Origin of the sequence: Mesorhizobium sp. LMG17149, from assembly GCF_024518695.1 — a bacterium.
In the GTDB taxonomy this organism is placed as follows: domain Bacteria; phylum Pseudomonadota; class Alphaproteobacteria; order Rhizobiales; family Rhizobiaceae; genus Mesorhizobium.
This window is the reverse complement of record NZ_JANIFL010000006.1, coordinates 43,676-60,998: the sequence shown is the minus strand read 5'-3', so window position 1 is coordinate 60,998 and position 17,323 is coordinate 43,676. Positions and strand designations below refer to the sequence as shown.

Genomic DNA, 17,323 nt, shown 5'->3' with positions numbered 1-17,323 from the left:
CTGACGAAATCTTCCGGTACGTCTTTGAGGTCGTGGCGGAGAGAATAATTCAAATTGTCGGAAGCGTCGATGGACTTGGAATTGAGACGCTGGCGGGACTGCGCCCTCATCTCGCGACTACTTCCTCGTTCCCTCGAACACCGGCAAATCCCGCGCGAACTCGTCGATCTCCGCCCACGGATCACCCGACGTCGCCAGCAGCCCCGGCAGGGAGGAATAGTTCAGATCCTGCGGCGCATCGATGGATTCCAGATCGCTCCAGCTCACCGGCGTCGAGGCCGGCAGATTGGTGCGGGCGCGCAAGGAATAAGGGGCTGCGGAGGTGTGGCCGCGCGCATTGCGATGATAATCGATGAAGATGCGCTTCTTGCGGTTGTCCTTGCCCATGGTGGTGGTGAAGGTGTCCGGCGCCGTTGTCGCCAGATGCGTGGCGATGGCGCTGGTCGCCTGGTGCAGTTTCTTCCAGTTCTGCTTGCCCGTCACCGGCACGGTGATGTGGATGCCGCTGCCGCCGGAGGTCTTGGCGAACGGCACCAGCCCCAGGCGCTCCAATTCGCCCTTGATGTGCACGGCGGCCTCGACCACCTCGCGCCATGAAATCCCCTCGCCCGGATCGAGGTCGAGGACGATCTGGTCGGGTCTGTCGAGGCTGGTGCGGTGGGTGCCCCAGGTATGGAACTCGACGACGCCGAACTGCGCCAGCGCCAGATATCCTTTCGCGCCTTCGATCGAGAGATAGGATTTGGTCTCGCCCTCCGAATTTGTCGCCTCGAATGTCACCACCGAGGGCGGCATACCGGTGAAGGCGTGGCGCTGGAAGAAGCAATCCTTCGGCAGGCCGGTCGGGCAGCGCACCAGCGACACCGGCCGGCCGAGGATGTGCGGCAGCATGAAATCGCCGACCAGCGCATAATAGACGGCGATGTCGAGCTTGGTCGGGCCGGTCTTGCCGAACAGCCGGCGCGTCGGGTTGGTCACCCAGATGGTGGCAAGGTCGGCCTCGGCGATCAGCCGCTTGCGTTTGGACGAGACCGGCGTCGACAGGCCGACATCTCTCAAACCGCGGAAGACGCCGTGGCGCAGTGCGTTGTCCGATGTGCGGTTGGCGTAATGGATGCGCGCCGACAGCAGCGGGCGCACCCAGTTCATCTCGCGCATGATTTCGCGCGGGACGCCCTCGGGCGCGGTGGCGCCTTCCCGCAGCGGCTCCAGCCTGGCGAGCAGCTCACCGGCGGTGGCGGCATCGAAACCAGTGCCGACCTTGCCGCGATAATGCAATTCACCATCCTCAAACTCTGCCATGCCGAGCGCCGCCAGCCCTTCGGCCGCATCGGAGATGGTGAAGCCTGCGACGACGAAGTCGTCCGACAGCAACGCCTTGGTCTTGGTCCAGCTTTTGCTTCGGCCGCTCTGATAGATGGCCGTGGCGCGCTTGGAGACGACACCCTCCAGCCCCAGTTCCGACGCCTGGTCGTAGAGCCCCTGCCCCGAGCCCTCGACATGGTCGGAGAACTGGATGGCGGAATTGGCACCGAGGCCCGACAGCATCTGCGCCAGCAGCGCCTTGCGCCGGACCAGCGGCGCCTTGGTCAGGTCCCAGCCGTCGAGATGGAGAAGATCGAAGGCGTAGAAATGGAGCTTGCTGCCGGCGCCCTGCGCCAGCGCATCCTGCAGCAGCGCGAAGCGGCTGATGCCCTTGGCATCGAGCACCACGATCTCGCCGTCGACGATGGCGTCGCGGCACGGCAGTTTGGCGAACGCATGCGGCAGGTCGCCATAGCGCTTCGTCCAGTCGATGCCGCCACGGGTGATCAGCTTGACCGCGCCCTCAGTAAGATGCGCCATGGTGCGGTAGCCGTCGAATTTGATTTCGTGCAGCCAGACTTCCCTTGTGTCCCCGCCATCCGGTGGTTTTGGCACCTGCGTCGCCAGTTGCGGCTCGATACGAGCAAGCATGGGGGCCTTGAACGCACCCGGCAGCGTGCCGGGCTTCAGCGATCCCTGTCTGGGCGCGGGTTTGGCGGCTGGCTTCGCCGGCGCCGCCAACTCCTCGATGCGCAATCCGGATTTGACGCTTTCCGGCCGGGCCGTGAGGATGTCAAGCGCGGTGTCGGCGGCGAGGTCGCGCTCCTTGAACAGCAGCCAGTTCTTCTTGTTTTCGTCTTCCCCGGGTTTCGGCTTCAGCCGGGTCAGCATCCAGCCGCCATTGAGCTTGTCGCCGGCCAGCCGGAACTTGAAGGCGCCGGTGCGCAAACTCTTTTCGACATCGTCCATCGGCGCCCAGCTGCCGGTATCCCAGACGATCATCGGCCCGCCGCCATACTCGCCTTCGGGAATGACACCTTCGAAGTCGATGTATTCGAGCGGATGATCCTCGGTCTCGACCGCCAGTCTTTTGTCGGCCGGATTGAGCGAAGGGCCGCGCGGCACCGCCCAGCTTTTCAAGACATCACCGACCTGCAGGCGCAGATCATAATGGTCTGCGGTGGCGTGGTGCTTGTGGACAACGAAGCGGTTGCCTTCGTCCGTGATGAGGCCGCCTGCCGGTTCCGGCGTTTTGGAAAATTCACGCCTCGCGCGGTAGGATTGGAGCTTTGGCGGGGTGGTCATGGCAAAGGTCGAAGCACGGAGGCCAGGAACAAGCCAGTCGCGCTCAATCGTCAGCAGCCGGCGTCAACTCGAGCTCCGCCGGCGACAGTCCCTGCTGCAGCTGGCTCAGCCGGAATTCGTCGACCCAATAGGCCTCGCCGTCGACCAGAACCCGGGCCTGGTAGCTGCCTGCCGAAAAACGCTGCGCGGTGATGTAGACCTTGTGACGATCGAGCGCCTTGCGCACCGCGGCGCGCTTGGAATTCTGACCTGTGACGGGACTGAACATGACACTGCCCTCGGTCGCCCCAGACACACAACGCGGCCGCTGCCGGCAGCCTGACGACTGGGGTCAAGGATGGCGGAGACGCGCCGTCCTGTCAATTTCGCGGACAGCGCAGGATGCGGCCCGGTCAAATTTACCAATCTTTTGAAGATGTTTGGGCTTTGGCCTGAATCAAGACGTGAAGCGCGCCGTCAAACAATCGCCCGTCGCTGCCGCCCTGCTACGCGGCCGGCATGCCCGAATGAGCAGATTTTTGAACTTCCGTGCCGATGAGATCGAGTGTCGCCGCCGCAACATCGGCAACCTGGAGCCGCTGGACGCAGTAGACCCCACCGGCGTTGTTTTCTTTACACACACCTGGAGCGATGCATGGGCAAGGCATGGGCGGCTGGAGCGTCCGGTTGGGGACACCGAACGGGCCCCATTGCTCTGGCGACGTCAGACCGTACAGCCCCACCGCTGGAGTTCCGACAGAGGCCGCGATGTGCATCGGGCCGCTCTCATTGCCAAGAAAGATCGACGCTTCAGCCAACAATGCCGTCAGGACCTCAAGCGAGGCTTTTCCGACGACACTTGCGACCGGCGATGCTGCCACTTCAAGGATCCTTTGCGCGGCAAGCCCTTCATCCGGCCCGCCAACAAGGAGGGATCGCAGCCCGGTTTTGGCGTATACTTCGTCGATGACCGCAGCAAAATGTTGCGGCGGCCAACAACGTCCTTCGAACCTCGCGCCGGCATGCACGGCCACGTACGACTTCTTCGCCAAAGCGTTTTCCGCAAGAAGCCTGGCACACTCTTCCTGGGCAGTACTGGTCGGCTGCAGCCGGGGTGTTGGATCCTCACAATCCAGCCCAAGGGCGCGGAGTGGAGACAGGTTCCTGTAGAGATAATGCGGTCCGCCATGTCCGAAGGTCGCGGCGAGAACGTTTGCAAGCTGGATTTCCCAGAACTTCATCGGATGCTCGGAAGGATCGAAGCCGACGCGAAGTGGAGCGCCGATCAAACGATGCATGATCCGCGAGGTTTTTGAATCGGTAAGGTCGATGCTAAGATCAAATCTTCGACGCCGCAGATCAGAGATGACGCCACGATAGTCGCTCAAACGCTTGCGCAGAGTCCTTCCTCTGCCACGGGATTCAAAGCCAACGGCAACATCGGCGATCCCTTGCGCGACGATGAACTCCTTGAGACCCGGTGCACAAAGCATGGTCACCGATGCTTGTGGATAAGAAAGACGTAGATTGCGAACCAAAGCAGATGTCAGAACGACATCTCCAATGTACTTCGTTTGGATAATGAGGATGGAACGAATCCCATCTCCTAAACCTGCATTCATCGAGATGATCTGCCGAAAACGCCAACTTAAAAAAATCCGCCCGTGACACTCATTTCTGAACGTCAAGCCGCGCTTTCAGATATAGAGTTAACCGACCCTGTCAACAAGCTTGCCTGCCGGCCTTGGTGCTCTGCATCGCAGGACCGGCAAACGCTCGTCCTCAGTCCTTCAATCGCCGCAAGCGGCGCGTCAGGCCCTGGACGGCCTTGAGCAGCCGGGGACGCGACCGCGTCATGCCTTCGACCCGGCTGCGCAGCAAAATGGCTGCGTTCGCAGCCCTGCCCCGCACCGTCACCGGTTCGCAGATCTCGGCCAGTACCGAGCTCGAGGCGCCGATATGTTGCTTGTAGCCCTGGCCGCCGACCGACAGGTCGAAATAGTCGAAGCCCCGCTCGCATCCCCACATCATCAGCTTGCCCATCGTCGTCAGGCCGGGTGAGACATTGGCAACCGCATTCTGGTCGATGCCGAGCAGGAGGGCGTGAAGTGTGCCTTTTCTGACCAGCACATAGATGGAGGCGAGCCAGGCTTCACCGACGCGTAGTCCGAAGAGCCGCACCGATCCATTGGACAGGCCTTGCAGCGCCGCAGCGCGGTAGAAATCGACGACCGGCGCCTGCGTCAGGAGGTCGAAACGCCCGAGCTCACGAAAACGCTTGAGCCGCAGTTCCAACAGCGCATCCAGGAGCTCCTCGGCCAGATCAGGCGTGTCGGCCTCGATCAGAGCGAGGCCACCAAGCTGTTCGAAGCCGCGACAATGCTTGCGGAAGGCCTTGGCGAAGGACGGCTTGCAGATCCGCTTGATGAGCGTCTCCGGATCACCATGCAGAACGAGGCCGGAGCTGACCTGGATGGAGTCGCGCGCCACCGAAAGCAATGCCAGCGGATTGGCCACGCCGTGGACCTGCTGCGGAATTCCCGCGATATGGATGCGATCCGCCGGTGGCAGCACGGCACGGACCGCCGCCCACATGGCGTCGGCACTCTGCCTGGTCCACTCTATCCCATCCGCCAGCAGCGGCACCGCGTAGTCGCACACGCGGCAGCTCAGCCATTCGATCACGTGGTGGCCGAGAGCTCGGCGCCGCATCAGCGGCAACAGCATGGCCGGCGCGCCGGTCACTGCGTCACTCACCTCGACGAGGACCAGATCCGCGTCTTTGGGCATCAGCCGTGCGGCGATTCCTTCGACCCAGGCATAATGCTGGTGGGCAGTGCAGACGCCGTGAGCTTCAAGGAGCAGCCATAGCAGCCTTACGGTGTCGAAGCTGGTGTGCAGCCGAGCCGTGAAGTGCGCGGTTGCATCAACGTTGGCGACAGTCGGGGAAACCGGCCCACCGGGCAAATCCTTTATCGGAGTCGTTCCCGCCGCGTAGCTTGCCACATGCTTCTCCCGTCATTCTGATCCCCCGCGCAGGCGCCGCAAACCCCGCATCAGTCCCTGGAGCCTCTTCAGCAGCCGAGGTTTGGAGCGCACGAACACCTCGGCCCGGTTGCGGATCTCGATGGCTGCGCTCACGGCGCTGCCTCGCACCGTGATCCCGTGGCAAAGCTCGCGCAGACCCGAACCCAAGGCACCCATATGCTCCTTATAACTCTGGTTGCCTACCGACAGGTCGAAATAATTGAAATCGCGCCCGCGCGCCCAGCTCATCAACTTGCCCATGATCAGAAGTCCAGGCGAGACATTAGGCACCGCGCCCTGATCGATTGAGATCAGCAGAGCATGAACGGTGACTTGATGGATCAGCAGGTATTGGACCGCGATAAGAGCTTCACCCACACGCAACCCGAAGAGCCGCACCGACCCATCCGACAGGCCCTCGAGAGCAGCGTTTCGATAGAAATCGACAACCGCCGCCTGCGTCAGCAGGTCGAAGCGGCCCAGTTCGCGAAAGCGGCTGAGCCGCATCCGGACCAGGCCGGCGAAGATGACCTCCACCAGGGCCGGCGTGTTGGCTTCGACCAGTTCCACGCCGCCAAGCCGTTCGAGGCGACGCCAGTCCTTGTTGAAAGCCTTGACGAAGGATGGCCGGCATAGGCGCTTGAGGACGGTCTCCGGATCGCCGTCGATGGCGAGGCCGAAGCTGGTATGCAGGGAATCGCGCGTGGCCGCCAGCAGGGCCAGCGGATTGGCGACACCGCTGATCGATTGCGGAATTCCCCTGATCTGGATACGGTCCGCCGGCGGCAGCACGGAGCGCACCGCGGCCCACGCGGCCTGCGCCGACTGCGTCGTCCACGGGCTCGCATCGGCCAGCAACGGTGCCGAATAGTCGCAAACGCCACAGCTCAGCCACTCGATCACTCGATGGCGGAAAGCCGGTCGCCGTATCAACGGCACCAGCATTCGCGGCACGCCCGTCACGGCGTCGTTTACCTCCACGATGAGCAGTTCCGCACCTTCAGGCATCAGCCGCGCTACGATCCCCTCGGCCCAGGCATAATTCTGGTGGGCGGTGCACACACCGTCCGCCTGAAGGCGCAACCAGAGCGGCCTCACCGCTTCCAGGCTGGTGTGGAGCCGCGCCGTGTATGCATCGTTGGAGACGACGACGGCCGGATGGGAGGACTGGCCATCGGGCGAGCCGGTCACCGCAGCAATTTGCACCGCCTGGACTGCCATATTTTTCCTATCGCTTTGCCGTGGCGAACGACAGCGTGCGCCGCCAGGCGCCCAACCGGCTGTCGCGCGCCTCATCGGGATGCTCGATATTCCACATGCGGTGATGCGCGAAATACCATGATGCCACGAGCACGAACATCTCCGAGACGGCGGAACCCAACAGCGCCCACGGCGGAGACGCGATTGCCAGCAGGGCCGCGATCAGTGCCAGCCCGACGACCGCGCCGCCCGTCGTGGTGAACGCGACGATCCGAAAATCGCCGAGTATCTCAAGCACGATGCGGGGCATGATATAGAGCATGATCGGGACAAAATTCGCGATCACGAAAAGTCCGATGAACCAGGTCGAAGCGTCCTGGAGAGCCTGGGATTTTATCATCGGCAGGACGAACATGATGGCGCATCCATATGCAAGGCCGCCAAACCCCATGACGAGTGCCCAGATCTTGGCCTGCGTCCAGACACGGCCCGTTTCATTGTTCCGCATCAGCCTGGCGAGATCCGGCTGCGTCATGTTGACGAAAGCAAGGCTGATGATGCGCAGCGGGGCAAACAGCACCAGAACCGCCGCCAGCGGTGCGTAGGCGGCAGGACCGGCAATGCCGGCGACCAGCAGCGCCAGACATTGGCCCTGGATGTTGGTGGTGGTGGCGCTGAATGCCGACCAGCGCAGCTGGGGCCAGAGCCTGACATAGCGTCGCCGGGTCGGCATGCGGAAGCTGATGCGAAGCGAGCGCCGAGCCAGCCGGACCAGGACGAAAATGCCGAAAACATTTGCCGCGGCTAGTGCATAGAACACGGTCTGCAGCGGGTCTTGGACCAACCAGATCGACAGCCCGGTCAGGACACAGCCGGCGACTGTAAAAGCGCCATCGCTGACGGAGACGACAACCTGCTGGCGCCGTGCGAAGAAAGCCGTGCGCATATGGCTGCGCAACGACCAGGCACCGACGAAGCAGCCGGCGGCAATTCCGCTTGGATCGCCAAGGACATGCATCAGGACTGCCGTGCCGACGGCCATCAGCAACGCAACGATCAGCGCCGCCGTTCCGAACGCCACGTCATAGGTATCGACGCCGGCGCTGTTGGTGCTCTTGCTCATCCAGATGCTGGCGGGAACGGCGGTGAGCGACCTGATATAAGACAGGCCGACACCGCCCATCACCATGCCGATGGCGAAGAGGCCGTAGCCCTGCGCCGACAGCATGTGCAACAGCATGATGTTGAGGGCAAAATGAAAGCCGCTCTGCATCGCCTCGCCGCCGATCATCAGCACGAGGCGTCGAACCAGATGGCTCGGAAACGCTAACTTCACGGCCGCGTCTCCGCTTCGCGGGCAGCAGGCACCCTGCCCGGCCGCGCGATGGTCGTCTTCAGCTTGTCGGCGGCGATCGCGGTGATCGCCGCGGCCGCGACCGGCTCGCTGAAGATTGCCTCGTAGCGCGCGCGCCCGGCAGCGACAAACCCGCGCCAGGCCTCAGGGGCGAGGATGATCTCCTGCAATTTCGCGCCAAGAGCTGCTGCGTCGCCGGGCGGAACATGCCAGCCGGTCTCCCCGTCGCTGACCACTTCCACCAGCCCGCCTATCGCCGACACAAGCGGCGGCCGGCCGTATGCCATCGCCTCGATGGCGACGCGGCCCAGCGATTCCGGACGCCGCGACGGCACGGTGACGATATCGGCCCATCGATAATGCTCCGAAGGGTCGGGAATGAAAGGCAGGACTCTGACGCGCCCGTTAAGCCCCATGGTTTCGACCAGTTCGGCAAGCGCATGCTCGCGCTCAGTGCTTTCGAAGGCGCCGCCGACCAGCCGCACCTCGATCCTCGACTGGAGTTCTGCCGGCATCGCGGCGATCGCCTCCAGCAGGATTTCCTGCCCCTTGATCCGGTTGATACGGCCAAGCAGCAGTACCCGCAATGGGCGCTTGCCATCATACGTCATCGGTTCGACCGCCGCCGGCCCGGCAACGCCGTTGTAGACGACATGCGTGCGCGCGGTCTTGGGATCGCCGAAAGCGGCGCGCGTCGCGCGCGAGTTGAAGATCAGATCGGCATGGCTCCAGCGCATCAGGCCGACGAGTATCCTGCGCATGGCGCCTTCGGGGATTTCGTGGATGTGCAGGACGGCCTTTTGGGGAAGAAGGCGTGCGGCCAGCGCGTAATCGGCCACGATCGAGGTGTTGACATAGACGAGGTCGCATTCCTTGAGGCGCCGCCACGCCCTGAACACGGCAACCGGCAATCGCGCCATCTCGACGGTCGCAAGGCGCGCAATGGCCTGGCGCCTCAGCACCCAGAGCGGTTCGAAGACGATCCGGCTGGCATGCGCTTCCAGAATCCGCACAATCGGCCCGCTACGCGGCAAAACCACTTCGATGTCGGCCGACGGAAACGCGGCGCGCAACGCGGCAACGCTCTCCGCGAAGCTGCGGTCAGAACCATAGAGTTCATAACCCTGATGAACGCAGGCAATCCGCATCTTTATATCCCGCCGGGTGCTACAACCATCGCGCTGGGCGATTGTGGCAGAAGCCCGTCCGCAAGAATCATGCCTGGTTCGATACGCCCGACTGCCGGCCGTACGCCCCAGGCATTGCTTCGTTTCGATACAGCTACGCACAGAAGGGTTGACCGAGAATGAAACAACCATCGGCTTCAACACCGTTTTTTTACAACCCCGCGCGATGATCCCTCGCAGGATACCGAAATCGGGAGGTGGCTCGGAAGTTGCCATCTGCTCATTATAAATTAAGCAATATCTAATATATGAGATATGTGAAAGTGCCGCCGGCCATGAAACCAGAAACGCCCGCCATTCTGATCCTGGGGACCCGCGGCATACCCGCGGCCCATGGCGGCTTTGAAACCTTTGCCGAAAAACTGGCGCTGTTTCTTGTCGGGCGCGGTTGGAAGGTCGGCGTCTACTGCCAGGATGAAGTCGAGCGGATCGACCAGAGGGTGCGCAGCGAAACCTGGCGCGGCATCGAGCTCATTCACATCCAGGTTGCCTCCAAGGGACCGCGCGCGACGCTGGAATTCGACTGGCAATGCGCCCGCGACGCCGCCCGGCGACCGGGCGTTTGCCTGGTGCTCGGCTACAATGGCGCGGTTTTCCTGACCTGGCTCAGGCTGAAGCGACGCAAGATCTTCACCAACATGGACGGCATCGAGTGGCGCCGCCCAAAATGGGGAATGGCGGCGCGAACCTGGTTCTGGCTCAACGAATGGATCGGCGCATGGGCCTCGCATCGGCTGGTCGCCGATCATCCCGCCATCGCAGATCACCTGGCGACACGCCGGCCGCGCAGCGCCATCGCCACCATTGCCTATGGCGCCGATCCGGTGACATCAGCGCCCGAGGCGCCGGTCCGGGCGCTCGGCCTCGAGCCCGGGCGCTATCTCGTCTCGATCGCGCGCATCGAACCCGACAACAACATCCTGCCGATCGTCGAAGCTTTTTGCTCCGCCAAGCGCGACATGAAGCTGGTGGTGCTGGGAACGCTGTCCGACGACATCCCCTATCATGCCGCCATCCGCAAGGCGGCGAATGGCTCGGTGGTCCTGCCGGGCGCCATCTACGACCAGGCGACGGTCAAGGCGCTCAGATACCACGCCCGCGCCTATCTGCACGGCCACACGGTCGGCGGCACCAACCCCTCGCTGGTCGAGGCGCTGGCGGCCGGCAACATGGTGATCGCCCACGACAATCCCTACAACAGATGGACCGCCGGGGCTGCGGCGATCTACTTCACCGACAAGGACAGTTGCGCCAAGCGGATGCAGCAGGCGCTGGACGATGACGCCTTGGTCAAGGCCTGCGGCGTTGCCGCCAGGGCGCGCGCTCAGGAAGCCTTTCGCTGGGACGATGTCCTGCTTGCCTATGAAAATGAGGCCTATCATTTGCTCGGCGTGACCGCCGCCAAGACCACCGCGATGGACCACGCATCGCCAGGAACCGTATGACAGGCTGGTCGCGCCGGCGGGTGCTGCGGACGGCGCTGTCCACCGCGGCGGCTCTCGGCTCGCTCACGGTCGCACCAATCGCTCGCGCAGCCGCCGGGCCGCGATTTCGGCGCGGCGTCAACGCCTGGCCCTGGTTCTCGCTGACGCGCGAATTTCCCGCTCCGCGCACCGACTATGACTGGCCGCCCTTCCAGTCGCAACGGCCGGTGCCGACCCCGGACGACCTGCGTCGGCTGCGCGAGACCGGGCTCGATTTCATCCGTCTGCCTGTTGATCCCGGCCCTTTCCTGGCCGCCGACGCCACCACGCGCAGCCGGTTGCTGGACATGCTGGATGCCGCCGTCACGGCCACCCTCCACGCCGATCTCGGCATCATCGTCAACATCCAGGCCAATGCAGCCACCCATTACTGGAACCCCGACCGCATGGTCTCCAGCACCGCCGCACCCGCCTTCGATCTCTACCGCGGGCTGGTCGGCGAGCTTGCCGGCAGGCTGGCGCGGTTCCAGCCCGGCAGGGTGGCGCTCGAGCCGGTCAACGAGCCGGCGCAGGCCTGCGCGTCGAACGTCTGGTCGCAGATCCAGCTTTCACTTTTGACGGCGGCAAGAGCATCGGCCGCGACCCTGCCGCTGGTCGTCACCGGCGGCTGCGGCTCGATGGTGAGCGGACTGACCGCGCTCGATCCGGCACCGCTGTCCCCGTTCGAGCCGATCCTGTTCACCTTCCACTTCTATGAGCCCTATCTGTTCAGCCATCAGGGGGCACCCTGGATGCGCGAGCCCGTCTACCGGTCGCTCAACAATGTGCCGTGGCCGGCATCCGCCGGCTCGCTGGAACAGACGCTGGCATCGGTCAGGGCGCGCATGGCGCAGGACACCGAAATCCCTGAAGACGCCAAACAGGCAGCCTATGCCGAGACCGAGCGTGTGCTGAAAGTCTATTTCGACGCCCGGCCCGACCGCTGGTTTGTCGACAAATATCTTCGCCAGGTTCGCGACTGGGCCGACGGCCACGGCCTTGCGCCGGAACGCATCATCATGGGCGAGTTCGGCGCGCTGCGCACCGACGCCCGCTATGTCGCCGCCCCCAATCCGGATCGCGCGCGCTACATCGCCGATGTCAGGCGGAGCGCCGAGGAACTCGGCTTCGCCTGGGCACTGTGGGATCTCTTCGATGGCATGGGCATGATGGACGACACCACCCGGGCACTGGACCCCGATATCATCGCGGCGCTTGGCCTGACCATGCCGGCGGACTGACGGGCCTGAACGCTGCCCGCGTCGGCCGGTAAAGCACCAGCGCCAGCACCACGAACTTGGTCAGCAGCGTCGTCTTCGACGCGACGCTTTCCGAGGTGTTGATCAGAATGACCCAGCCCAGCATCGGCAGCCAGATGCCGGGATGGCAGCGGCGCGCCACCTCGAACAGGAACAGCACGAAGCCGAACGTCAGCAAAAGGGTGAAGAAGGCGCCCTGATAGAGGACGGTGCGGATAATCGGGTTCTCGATGCCCTGTTCGAGACCGTTGATGCGGCGCAGGCTGTCAATCAGGTCGACATCCGGCCCCACGATCAGATCGCGTAATTCCAGGTGCTTGAAGAGCTCGAACATCTCGACGCGGGCATTGGCGCTGCCGCTGTCCGACACGAAGCGCTCCAGCAGCGCATCGAAAAAGCCATAATATGCCGCCACGATGATGACGACCGGCAGCAGCGCGGCAAGCATGAAGCCGAGTGCCGCACCCAAGAGATTGACGCGTCCCCGGCGCAATTTGCTGATGCCCTTGGAAAGCAGATAGCAACCGCCCAGCACAATCGTCATCACCATCGCCGAACGGCCGCCGAACGCGACAAGTGCCGCGCATTGCAGGCCGATCAATCCTATCCGCACAGGCGTCGACAGGGATCTGGCACCGGAGAGCAGCGCAAGCACGTAGATCGACGTCACCATGGCATTGGCGAGCGGATGTCCCTGCAGCGCGCTCGAGCGCAGATCGGTGGTAAACGCCACGCCGTCGAGGCGATAGGGGAAGATAAGCGTCTTGGTGGCGAACTCGAAAAGGGCAAGCAGCGCATTCGCCGTCATGACAACGTGAACGACGGTCTGCAGCCCGGCGAATGTCCGTTCGTCGTCCTCGCTGAGCATCAGCACCAGAAGTGCCGCGGCCACGAACGTATCGATCATGCCAGCCATGCCGGGCCGCTGCCTGGCGATGACGACGAACAAAAGCACGATCGATATGGCGGCCATCAGCGCGCTGGCCGGCCGCCTGTCGGCGAGATGGACGATATAGCCGACCGGATTGCCTGACGCACAGGAGCGCCAGGCAAACAAGAGGACGATGAGATAGGTGGACGGGTGGATCTTGGTCGCCGGGTTGCCGAACAGGCCATCATAATTGTAGCCGACCAGCCACAGCATGCCGCCCGAGATGCCGAACAGCACCGCTACCGCCGCGATCAGTCCGAAGCGCGTCAGCGCATCGAGCGACGTGCCGGCGCGGGGTGCGGCAGCACCATGGTTCGAAGCGCTTGCGCTCCAACTGGCAGCCATATCAGGCGGCCTCGTCGACCAGCAAGGCGGCCGTCGGCAACCGCCCCATGACGGAAACCGCCTGCGCGGTCGTCGTGACGTCGCGCATCGGGGTGGCGTTCAGCGTGGCGACGAGTACGATCTCGTCGGCCATGGCGACCAGCGGCGAGGCATTGAGATTGTCGGCCAGCGCGCCGCCGTCGATGACGACGAGTTCGAAGCTCCGGCTGGCCCGGGCCAGCATCTGCTGCGCAAAATAGATGCCATGCGCTTCCTGGAAAACCGCCTTTGAGCGGCCCCTGCCCAGCACGGCAACGTTGCTGCCGGCGGCGTAATGGCTGACGGCCTCAAAGGCGTACTCGCCGCGCAGCACATCGAGGATCCCCGGCTGCGGATCCTTCTGGTCGCCGCCGCCGGCATTGGCATCGATGAACAGCACCCGGCTGCCCCTGGACGCCGCGGCATTGGCCAGCAGCCGCGCCACCCGGCTGCGCTGCGCGCCCTCGCCCGGCGACGATGTCACCAGGATGGAAGGCACCAGCGGCCAGTCCGCCGGACGCTGGCCCGAACTGAACATGCGCCTCAGCGCAAGGCCGACAACGGCGTCGGTCTTCTGGCTGGAGGCGGCGGCCGAACTTGCGCCGAAAGGCCACCAGCGCCACCCAGTGCCTGAATTTGCCGGCACCACGCCCAGCACCGGCGCGTCGATGGCCGACTGCATCTGCGCGCTGGAAAGCACCGTCGGCGAGGAATATTCGGCGATCAGCGCCAGACCGGTGCCGAGCCCGAGGCCGCCGAATATCGCGCCCAGCAACAGCAGCGGCAAAGGCGGCCAGCTTTTCTTCAAGGCGGGCATGGCATTGGAGATGATGCGCGCATTGGTGCTGTCGACATTGATCTGCTCGCGCGTCTCCTGGGCGCGCTGGAGATAGTTCGAGTAGACGGAACGCAGCGCCTCGAGATCGCGCTGCAATTCGCGCAGCCGCACCGAGGCCTGGTCGGTGTCGAGCGACTTGCTCTTCATGCCGGCGACCTTGGCTTCCAGCGCCTGCTGGTTGGCCAGCGCCCGTTCGTAGTCCGTCTCGGTGGCGGTGGCGATGCGGCCGAGCTCGCGCGCGATCAGCTGGCGCGTGTCGCGCAGCTGCTGCTGGGCTGCGATCAGCGAAGGATGACGCGGCCCCAGCTCCGTGCCGAGCTGCGAGACCTGGTCGACCAGCGTCGCCTCCTGTGCCCGCAGGCTCGAGATCACCGCCGAGCGCATCGCTTCCGAGGTTGCGTCCGCCGTGCCGCTCTGCCGGCGCATCTGGTCGACCTGCGCCTTCAACGCCGCGGTGCGGCTCTGCGCCGCCGCAAGCTGCGTGTTGATCTCGGTCAGTTCCTGGTCGCTGACCAGGTTGCCTGCCGCCATCACCATGTTGTTGGCGGACTTATAGGCCTCGACGGCATTCTCGGCCTGCTGGACGCGTTTGCGCTGCTCGTCCAGCCGGGCGGTGATCGACTCGGAGGCGTCCCTGGCCATTTTCGCGCGCGCGCTCGCCTGATCGACCAGGTAGGCCTGCGCGATGGCGTTGGCCAGGAGGGCGGCCTTGTCGGCGCTCTTGGCGGTGACGATGACGTCGAGGACCAGGACCTTGTCGGCCCGCTTGACCGCCAGGCGCCGGCGCAGCGCGTCGAGTGTCTGCACCGAGCTGTCGCCTTCGGCCGATGCCGAACCGAGCAGGCGCGACAGCAAGCCCTGCCCGTTGAATTCCGGATCCTGCGTCAGGTTTGTCGCCGCGATCGCCCGCATCAGCACGCCTGTCGACTGGACCACGCTGACCTGGCTCTCGACCTGCGTGATGCCGCCATCGGGCGAGATACGGCTGGGATTGACGTCGTTGGTGACCACCTGCAGGTCCTGCGGATCGATGAGGATTTCCGCCGCCGAGCTGTAGAGCGCGGGCGTGAAAAGACCGTAGAGAAGGGCGACCAGCGTCAGCAGTGCGACAGTGCCGAAGATCCAGAACCGGCGGCGCACCAGGATGCGCTTCAGGTCGCCCAGTTCGACAGTCGAAGCTGCGTATGATCCCGCGCGTGCCGCATCCGGAGAGTGTTGCTGAGGAACCATGGGCAGGGATGATTGCATGGCTGCCTCCGACAATACTCCATATGCCGGCAAGGTCAGTTGCGGCGCTAACCTAGCTATTCCTCCAACTGTTAAAACATTGTTAATTATGTTGAGAGGTGACGTGAATTTTGGCACGCGGTTTGCTTAAAAATATACATATCGGGGTGTTGACTACGCGGCGAGCGGAGACGGATGCAGATGGGGTTACAATTTGACCGGACCGGCCTGGCCGGCAAGGCCGGGCACCGCGTTTTCGGGCCTCCACCATGCAGATAAGTCTACGCCTGGACGGAGACTGCGTCCGCGCCTTTCATCTCACGCTGCTGGAGCGCCTTGCCGCGCTCGGCGACGTCGAACTGTCCGTCGATGTCAGGCCGGCGGGCGGCGGCATTCCGCGCAGCGCCGCGGCCCTGTTTCAACTCGAAACGGCGATCCACGGACTGCCCCATGATGGACTGGCCCATGATGGGCTGGCCAAGCGTGTGCCGCTTTCGGTGCTCGCGCCCTATCGGCAGTCCCCCGCTTCGCCCGACCTGGTCGTCGACCTCTGTGGCGATGTCAGGCTGGAAAGCACACGGGTCTGGCGCGTCACCTATGACGGCGCCAGCGGCGAAGCGGCCTTGCTGGCCTCGATCCTCGCCGGCCGCACGCCACTTGCCCGCATCGAGGAGAACGGCGTTGCGATCGCGGCCGGGCGTCTGGGCACAGAATATGGCGGCATCGCGCTGGCGTCCTTCCAGGATATGCTGGCGCGCACAGCAAGCCTGATCGTCGCTGCCATGTCAGGCGCGGCAAAGTCGGTTCCCGATCTGCCAGAGCCGGCGCAGGCAGGCAGCCCGCCGCCAATGCCCTCGGCCGGCAAGCTTGGGGTCAGAGCCGGCAAGGCGCTGGCGCGGCGGATCGTCCAGAAGATCTATCACCTTTGCTACAACGCGCCGCATTGGAAGGTCGGCTGGCGGCAAACCGGGGGCTCCGATCTGTTCGACCTGCGTGCCCATCCGGCGTCGGGTTGGCAAGAGCTGCCGGACGATGGCAGCCGCTTCTACGCCGATCCGTTTCCCATCCTCTACCAGGGCCAGCTGACCCTGTTCGTCGAGGACTATATCCACCGGCTCGGCAAAGCCATCATCTCCGCCGTGACCTTCGGCCCGGCAGGCCCGCTCGGACGGCCTGAACCGGTGCTGGAGCTGCCCTACCATCTCTCCTACCCCTTTGTCTTCGAGCGCGACGGCGAGGTCTGGATGGTGCCGGAAAGCTGCGCCAACGGCACCGTCGATCTCTACCGGGCCACCGCCTTCCCCGGTGGATGGGTCAAGGAGGCGACGCTTCTGTCCGGTGTCGTGGCCAGCGACGCCACGCTTGTCGAGCATGGCGGCGCCTGGTGGCTGTTCGCCACCGTCCGCGACGGTGGCGGCGCCTTCTCCGACGCGCTGCACCTATGGTCGGCGCCGAATTTTCGCGGCCCCTGGACGCCGCATCCCAAAAATCCCGTGCTGATCGACATTGCCTCGGCGCGGCCGGCCGGCCGCATCGTCAGGCGCGGCAACGACCTGCTGCGCCCGGTGCAGGACTGCCGCAGGAGCTATGGCGCGGCGCTTGGCATCGCACGCATTTCTCACCTTGATTTGATCGGCATGGAGCAGGTCGTTGAAACCATCTTAAATCCAGGTGCGCTATGGAGCGGGCGTAAACTTCACACGCTCAACGAGGCTGGCGGCTTTGAGTTCATCGATGGCTCGGCGATCGCACCGCGCTGGAAGCAGCGGACCCGCGATTAACCTAAACATTGGTTACTACCAGGCACGCGCTCCGGTTGCTTGCGGTTGATTTAGCTCCGGAAGATATTTTCTACCGGAGATTGTGAAACGTGCAGTTGCCACCA

12 protein-coding genes are annotated in these 17,323 nt (G+C 64.0%); 3 read left to right on the top strand and 9 right to left on the bottom strand.

All coding sequences use genetic code 11. The annotated features are described in order from the left end of the window. Positions 1-117: 117 nt before the first annotated feature. The 7 genes from ligD to NP945_RS15090 form a co-directional block, all read right to left on the bottom strand. Complete coding sequence (gene ligD / locus NP945_RS15120) at positions 118-2,610, bottom strand: DNA ligase D (RefSeq protein WP_256746792.1); 2,493 nt, start codon at positions 2,608-2,610, stop codon at positions 118-120. 43 nt (positions 2,611-2,653) lie between these two features. Then, positions 2,654-2,878, bottom strand: a complete 225-nt coding sequence (locus NP945_RS15115) for a hypothetical protein (RefSeq protein ID WP_127317999.1) — start codon at positions 2,876-2,878, stop codon at positions 2,654-2,656. A gap of 217 nt (positions 2,879-3,095) precedes the next feature. Then, on the bottom strand, positions 3,096-4,277 hold the full coding sequence (locus tag NP945_RS15110; protein WP_306283176.1) for a glycosyltransferase family 9 protein: 1,182 nt from the start codon (positions 4,275-4,277) through the stop codon (positions 3,096-3,098). A 94-nt stretch (positions 4,278-4,371) separates the two neighbouring features. Continuing rightward, on the bottom strand, positions 4,372-5,595 hold the full coding sequence (locus NP945_RS15105; RefSeq protein ID WP_256746791.1) for a GNAT family N-acetyltransferase: 1,224 nt from the start codon (positions 5,593-5,595) through the stop codon (positions 4,372-4,374). Between the two features lie 12 nt (positions 5,596-5,607). Next, complete coding sequence (locus NP945_RS15100) at positions 5,608-6,837, bottom strand: GNAT family N-acetyltransferase (RefSeq protein ID WP_127269108.1); 1,230 nt, start codon at positions 6,835-6,837, stop codon at positions 5,608-5,610. A 7-nt stretch (positions 6,838-6,844) separates the two neighbouring features. Next, a complete protein-coding gene (locus tag NP945_RS15095) occupies positions 6,845-8,152 on the bottom strand; it encodes a hypothetical protein (RefSeq protein WP_127326578.1) in 1,308 nt (435 codons plus the stop codon). Then, positions 8,149-9,318 (bottom strand): glycosyltransferase, encoded by a 1,170-nt coding sequence (locus tag NP945_RS15090; RefSeq protein ID WP_256746790.1) that lies wholly within the window; start codon positions 9,316-9,318, stop codon positions 8,149-8,151. Before NP945_RS15090 ends, NP945_RS15095 begins: the two co-directional genes overlap by 4 nt. A 314-nt stretch (positions 9,319-9,632) precedes the next feature. Here NP945_RS15090 and NP945_RS15085 point away from each other — a divergent pair, with 314 nt between their 5' ends. Together NP945_RS15085 and NP945_RS15080 are read left to right on the top strand one after the other, a co-directional pair. Further along, complete coding sequence (locus NP945_RS15085; protein WP_256746789.1) at positions 9,633-10,802, top strand: DUF1972 domain-containing protein; 1,170 nt, start codon at positions 9,633-9,635, stop codon at positions 10,800-10,802. Then, complete coding sequence (locus NP945_RS15080) at positions 10,799-12,061, top strand: glycoside hydrolase family 5 protein (protein WP_256746788.1); 1,263 nt, start codon at positions 10,799-10,801, stop codon at positions 12,059-12,061. Before NP945_RS15085 ends, NP945_RS15080 begins: the two co-directional genes overlap by 4 nt. On the opposite strand, the gene NP945_RS15075 is transcribed toward NP945_RS15080, so the two are convergent. Beyond that, a complete protein-coding gene (locus tag NP945_RS15075) occupies positions 12,024-13,355 on the bottom strand; it encodes a VpsF family polysaccharide biosynthesis protein (protein WP_127272565.1) in 1,332 nt (443 codons plus the stop codon). The genes NP945_RS15080 and NP945_RS15075 overlap by 38 nt on opposite strands. Position 13,356: 1 nt before the next feature. Next, positions 13,357-15,459, bottom strand: coding sequence for an exopolysaccharide transport family protein (locus tag NP945_RS15070; RefSeq protein ID WP_256746787.1), 2,103 nt, complete (start codon positions 15,457-15,459; stop codon positions 13,357-13,359). A gap of 248 nt (positions 15,460-15,707) precedes the next feature. Between NP945_RS15070 and NP945_RS15065 the strand changes: the two genes are divergently transcribed. Beyond that, positions 15,708-17,219 (top strand): formyl transferase, encoded by a 1,512-nt coding sequence (locus tag NP945_RS15065; protein WP_256746786.1) that lies wholly within the window; start codon positions 15,708-15,710, stop codon positions 17,217-17,219. Positions 17,220-17,323 lie beyond the last annotated feature (104 nt).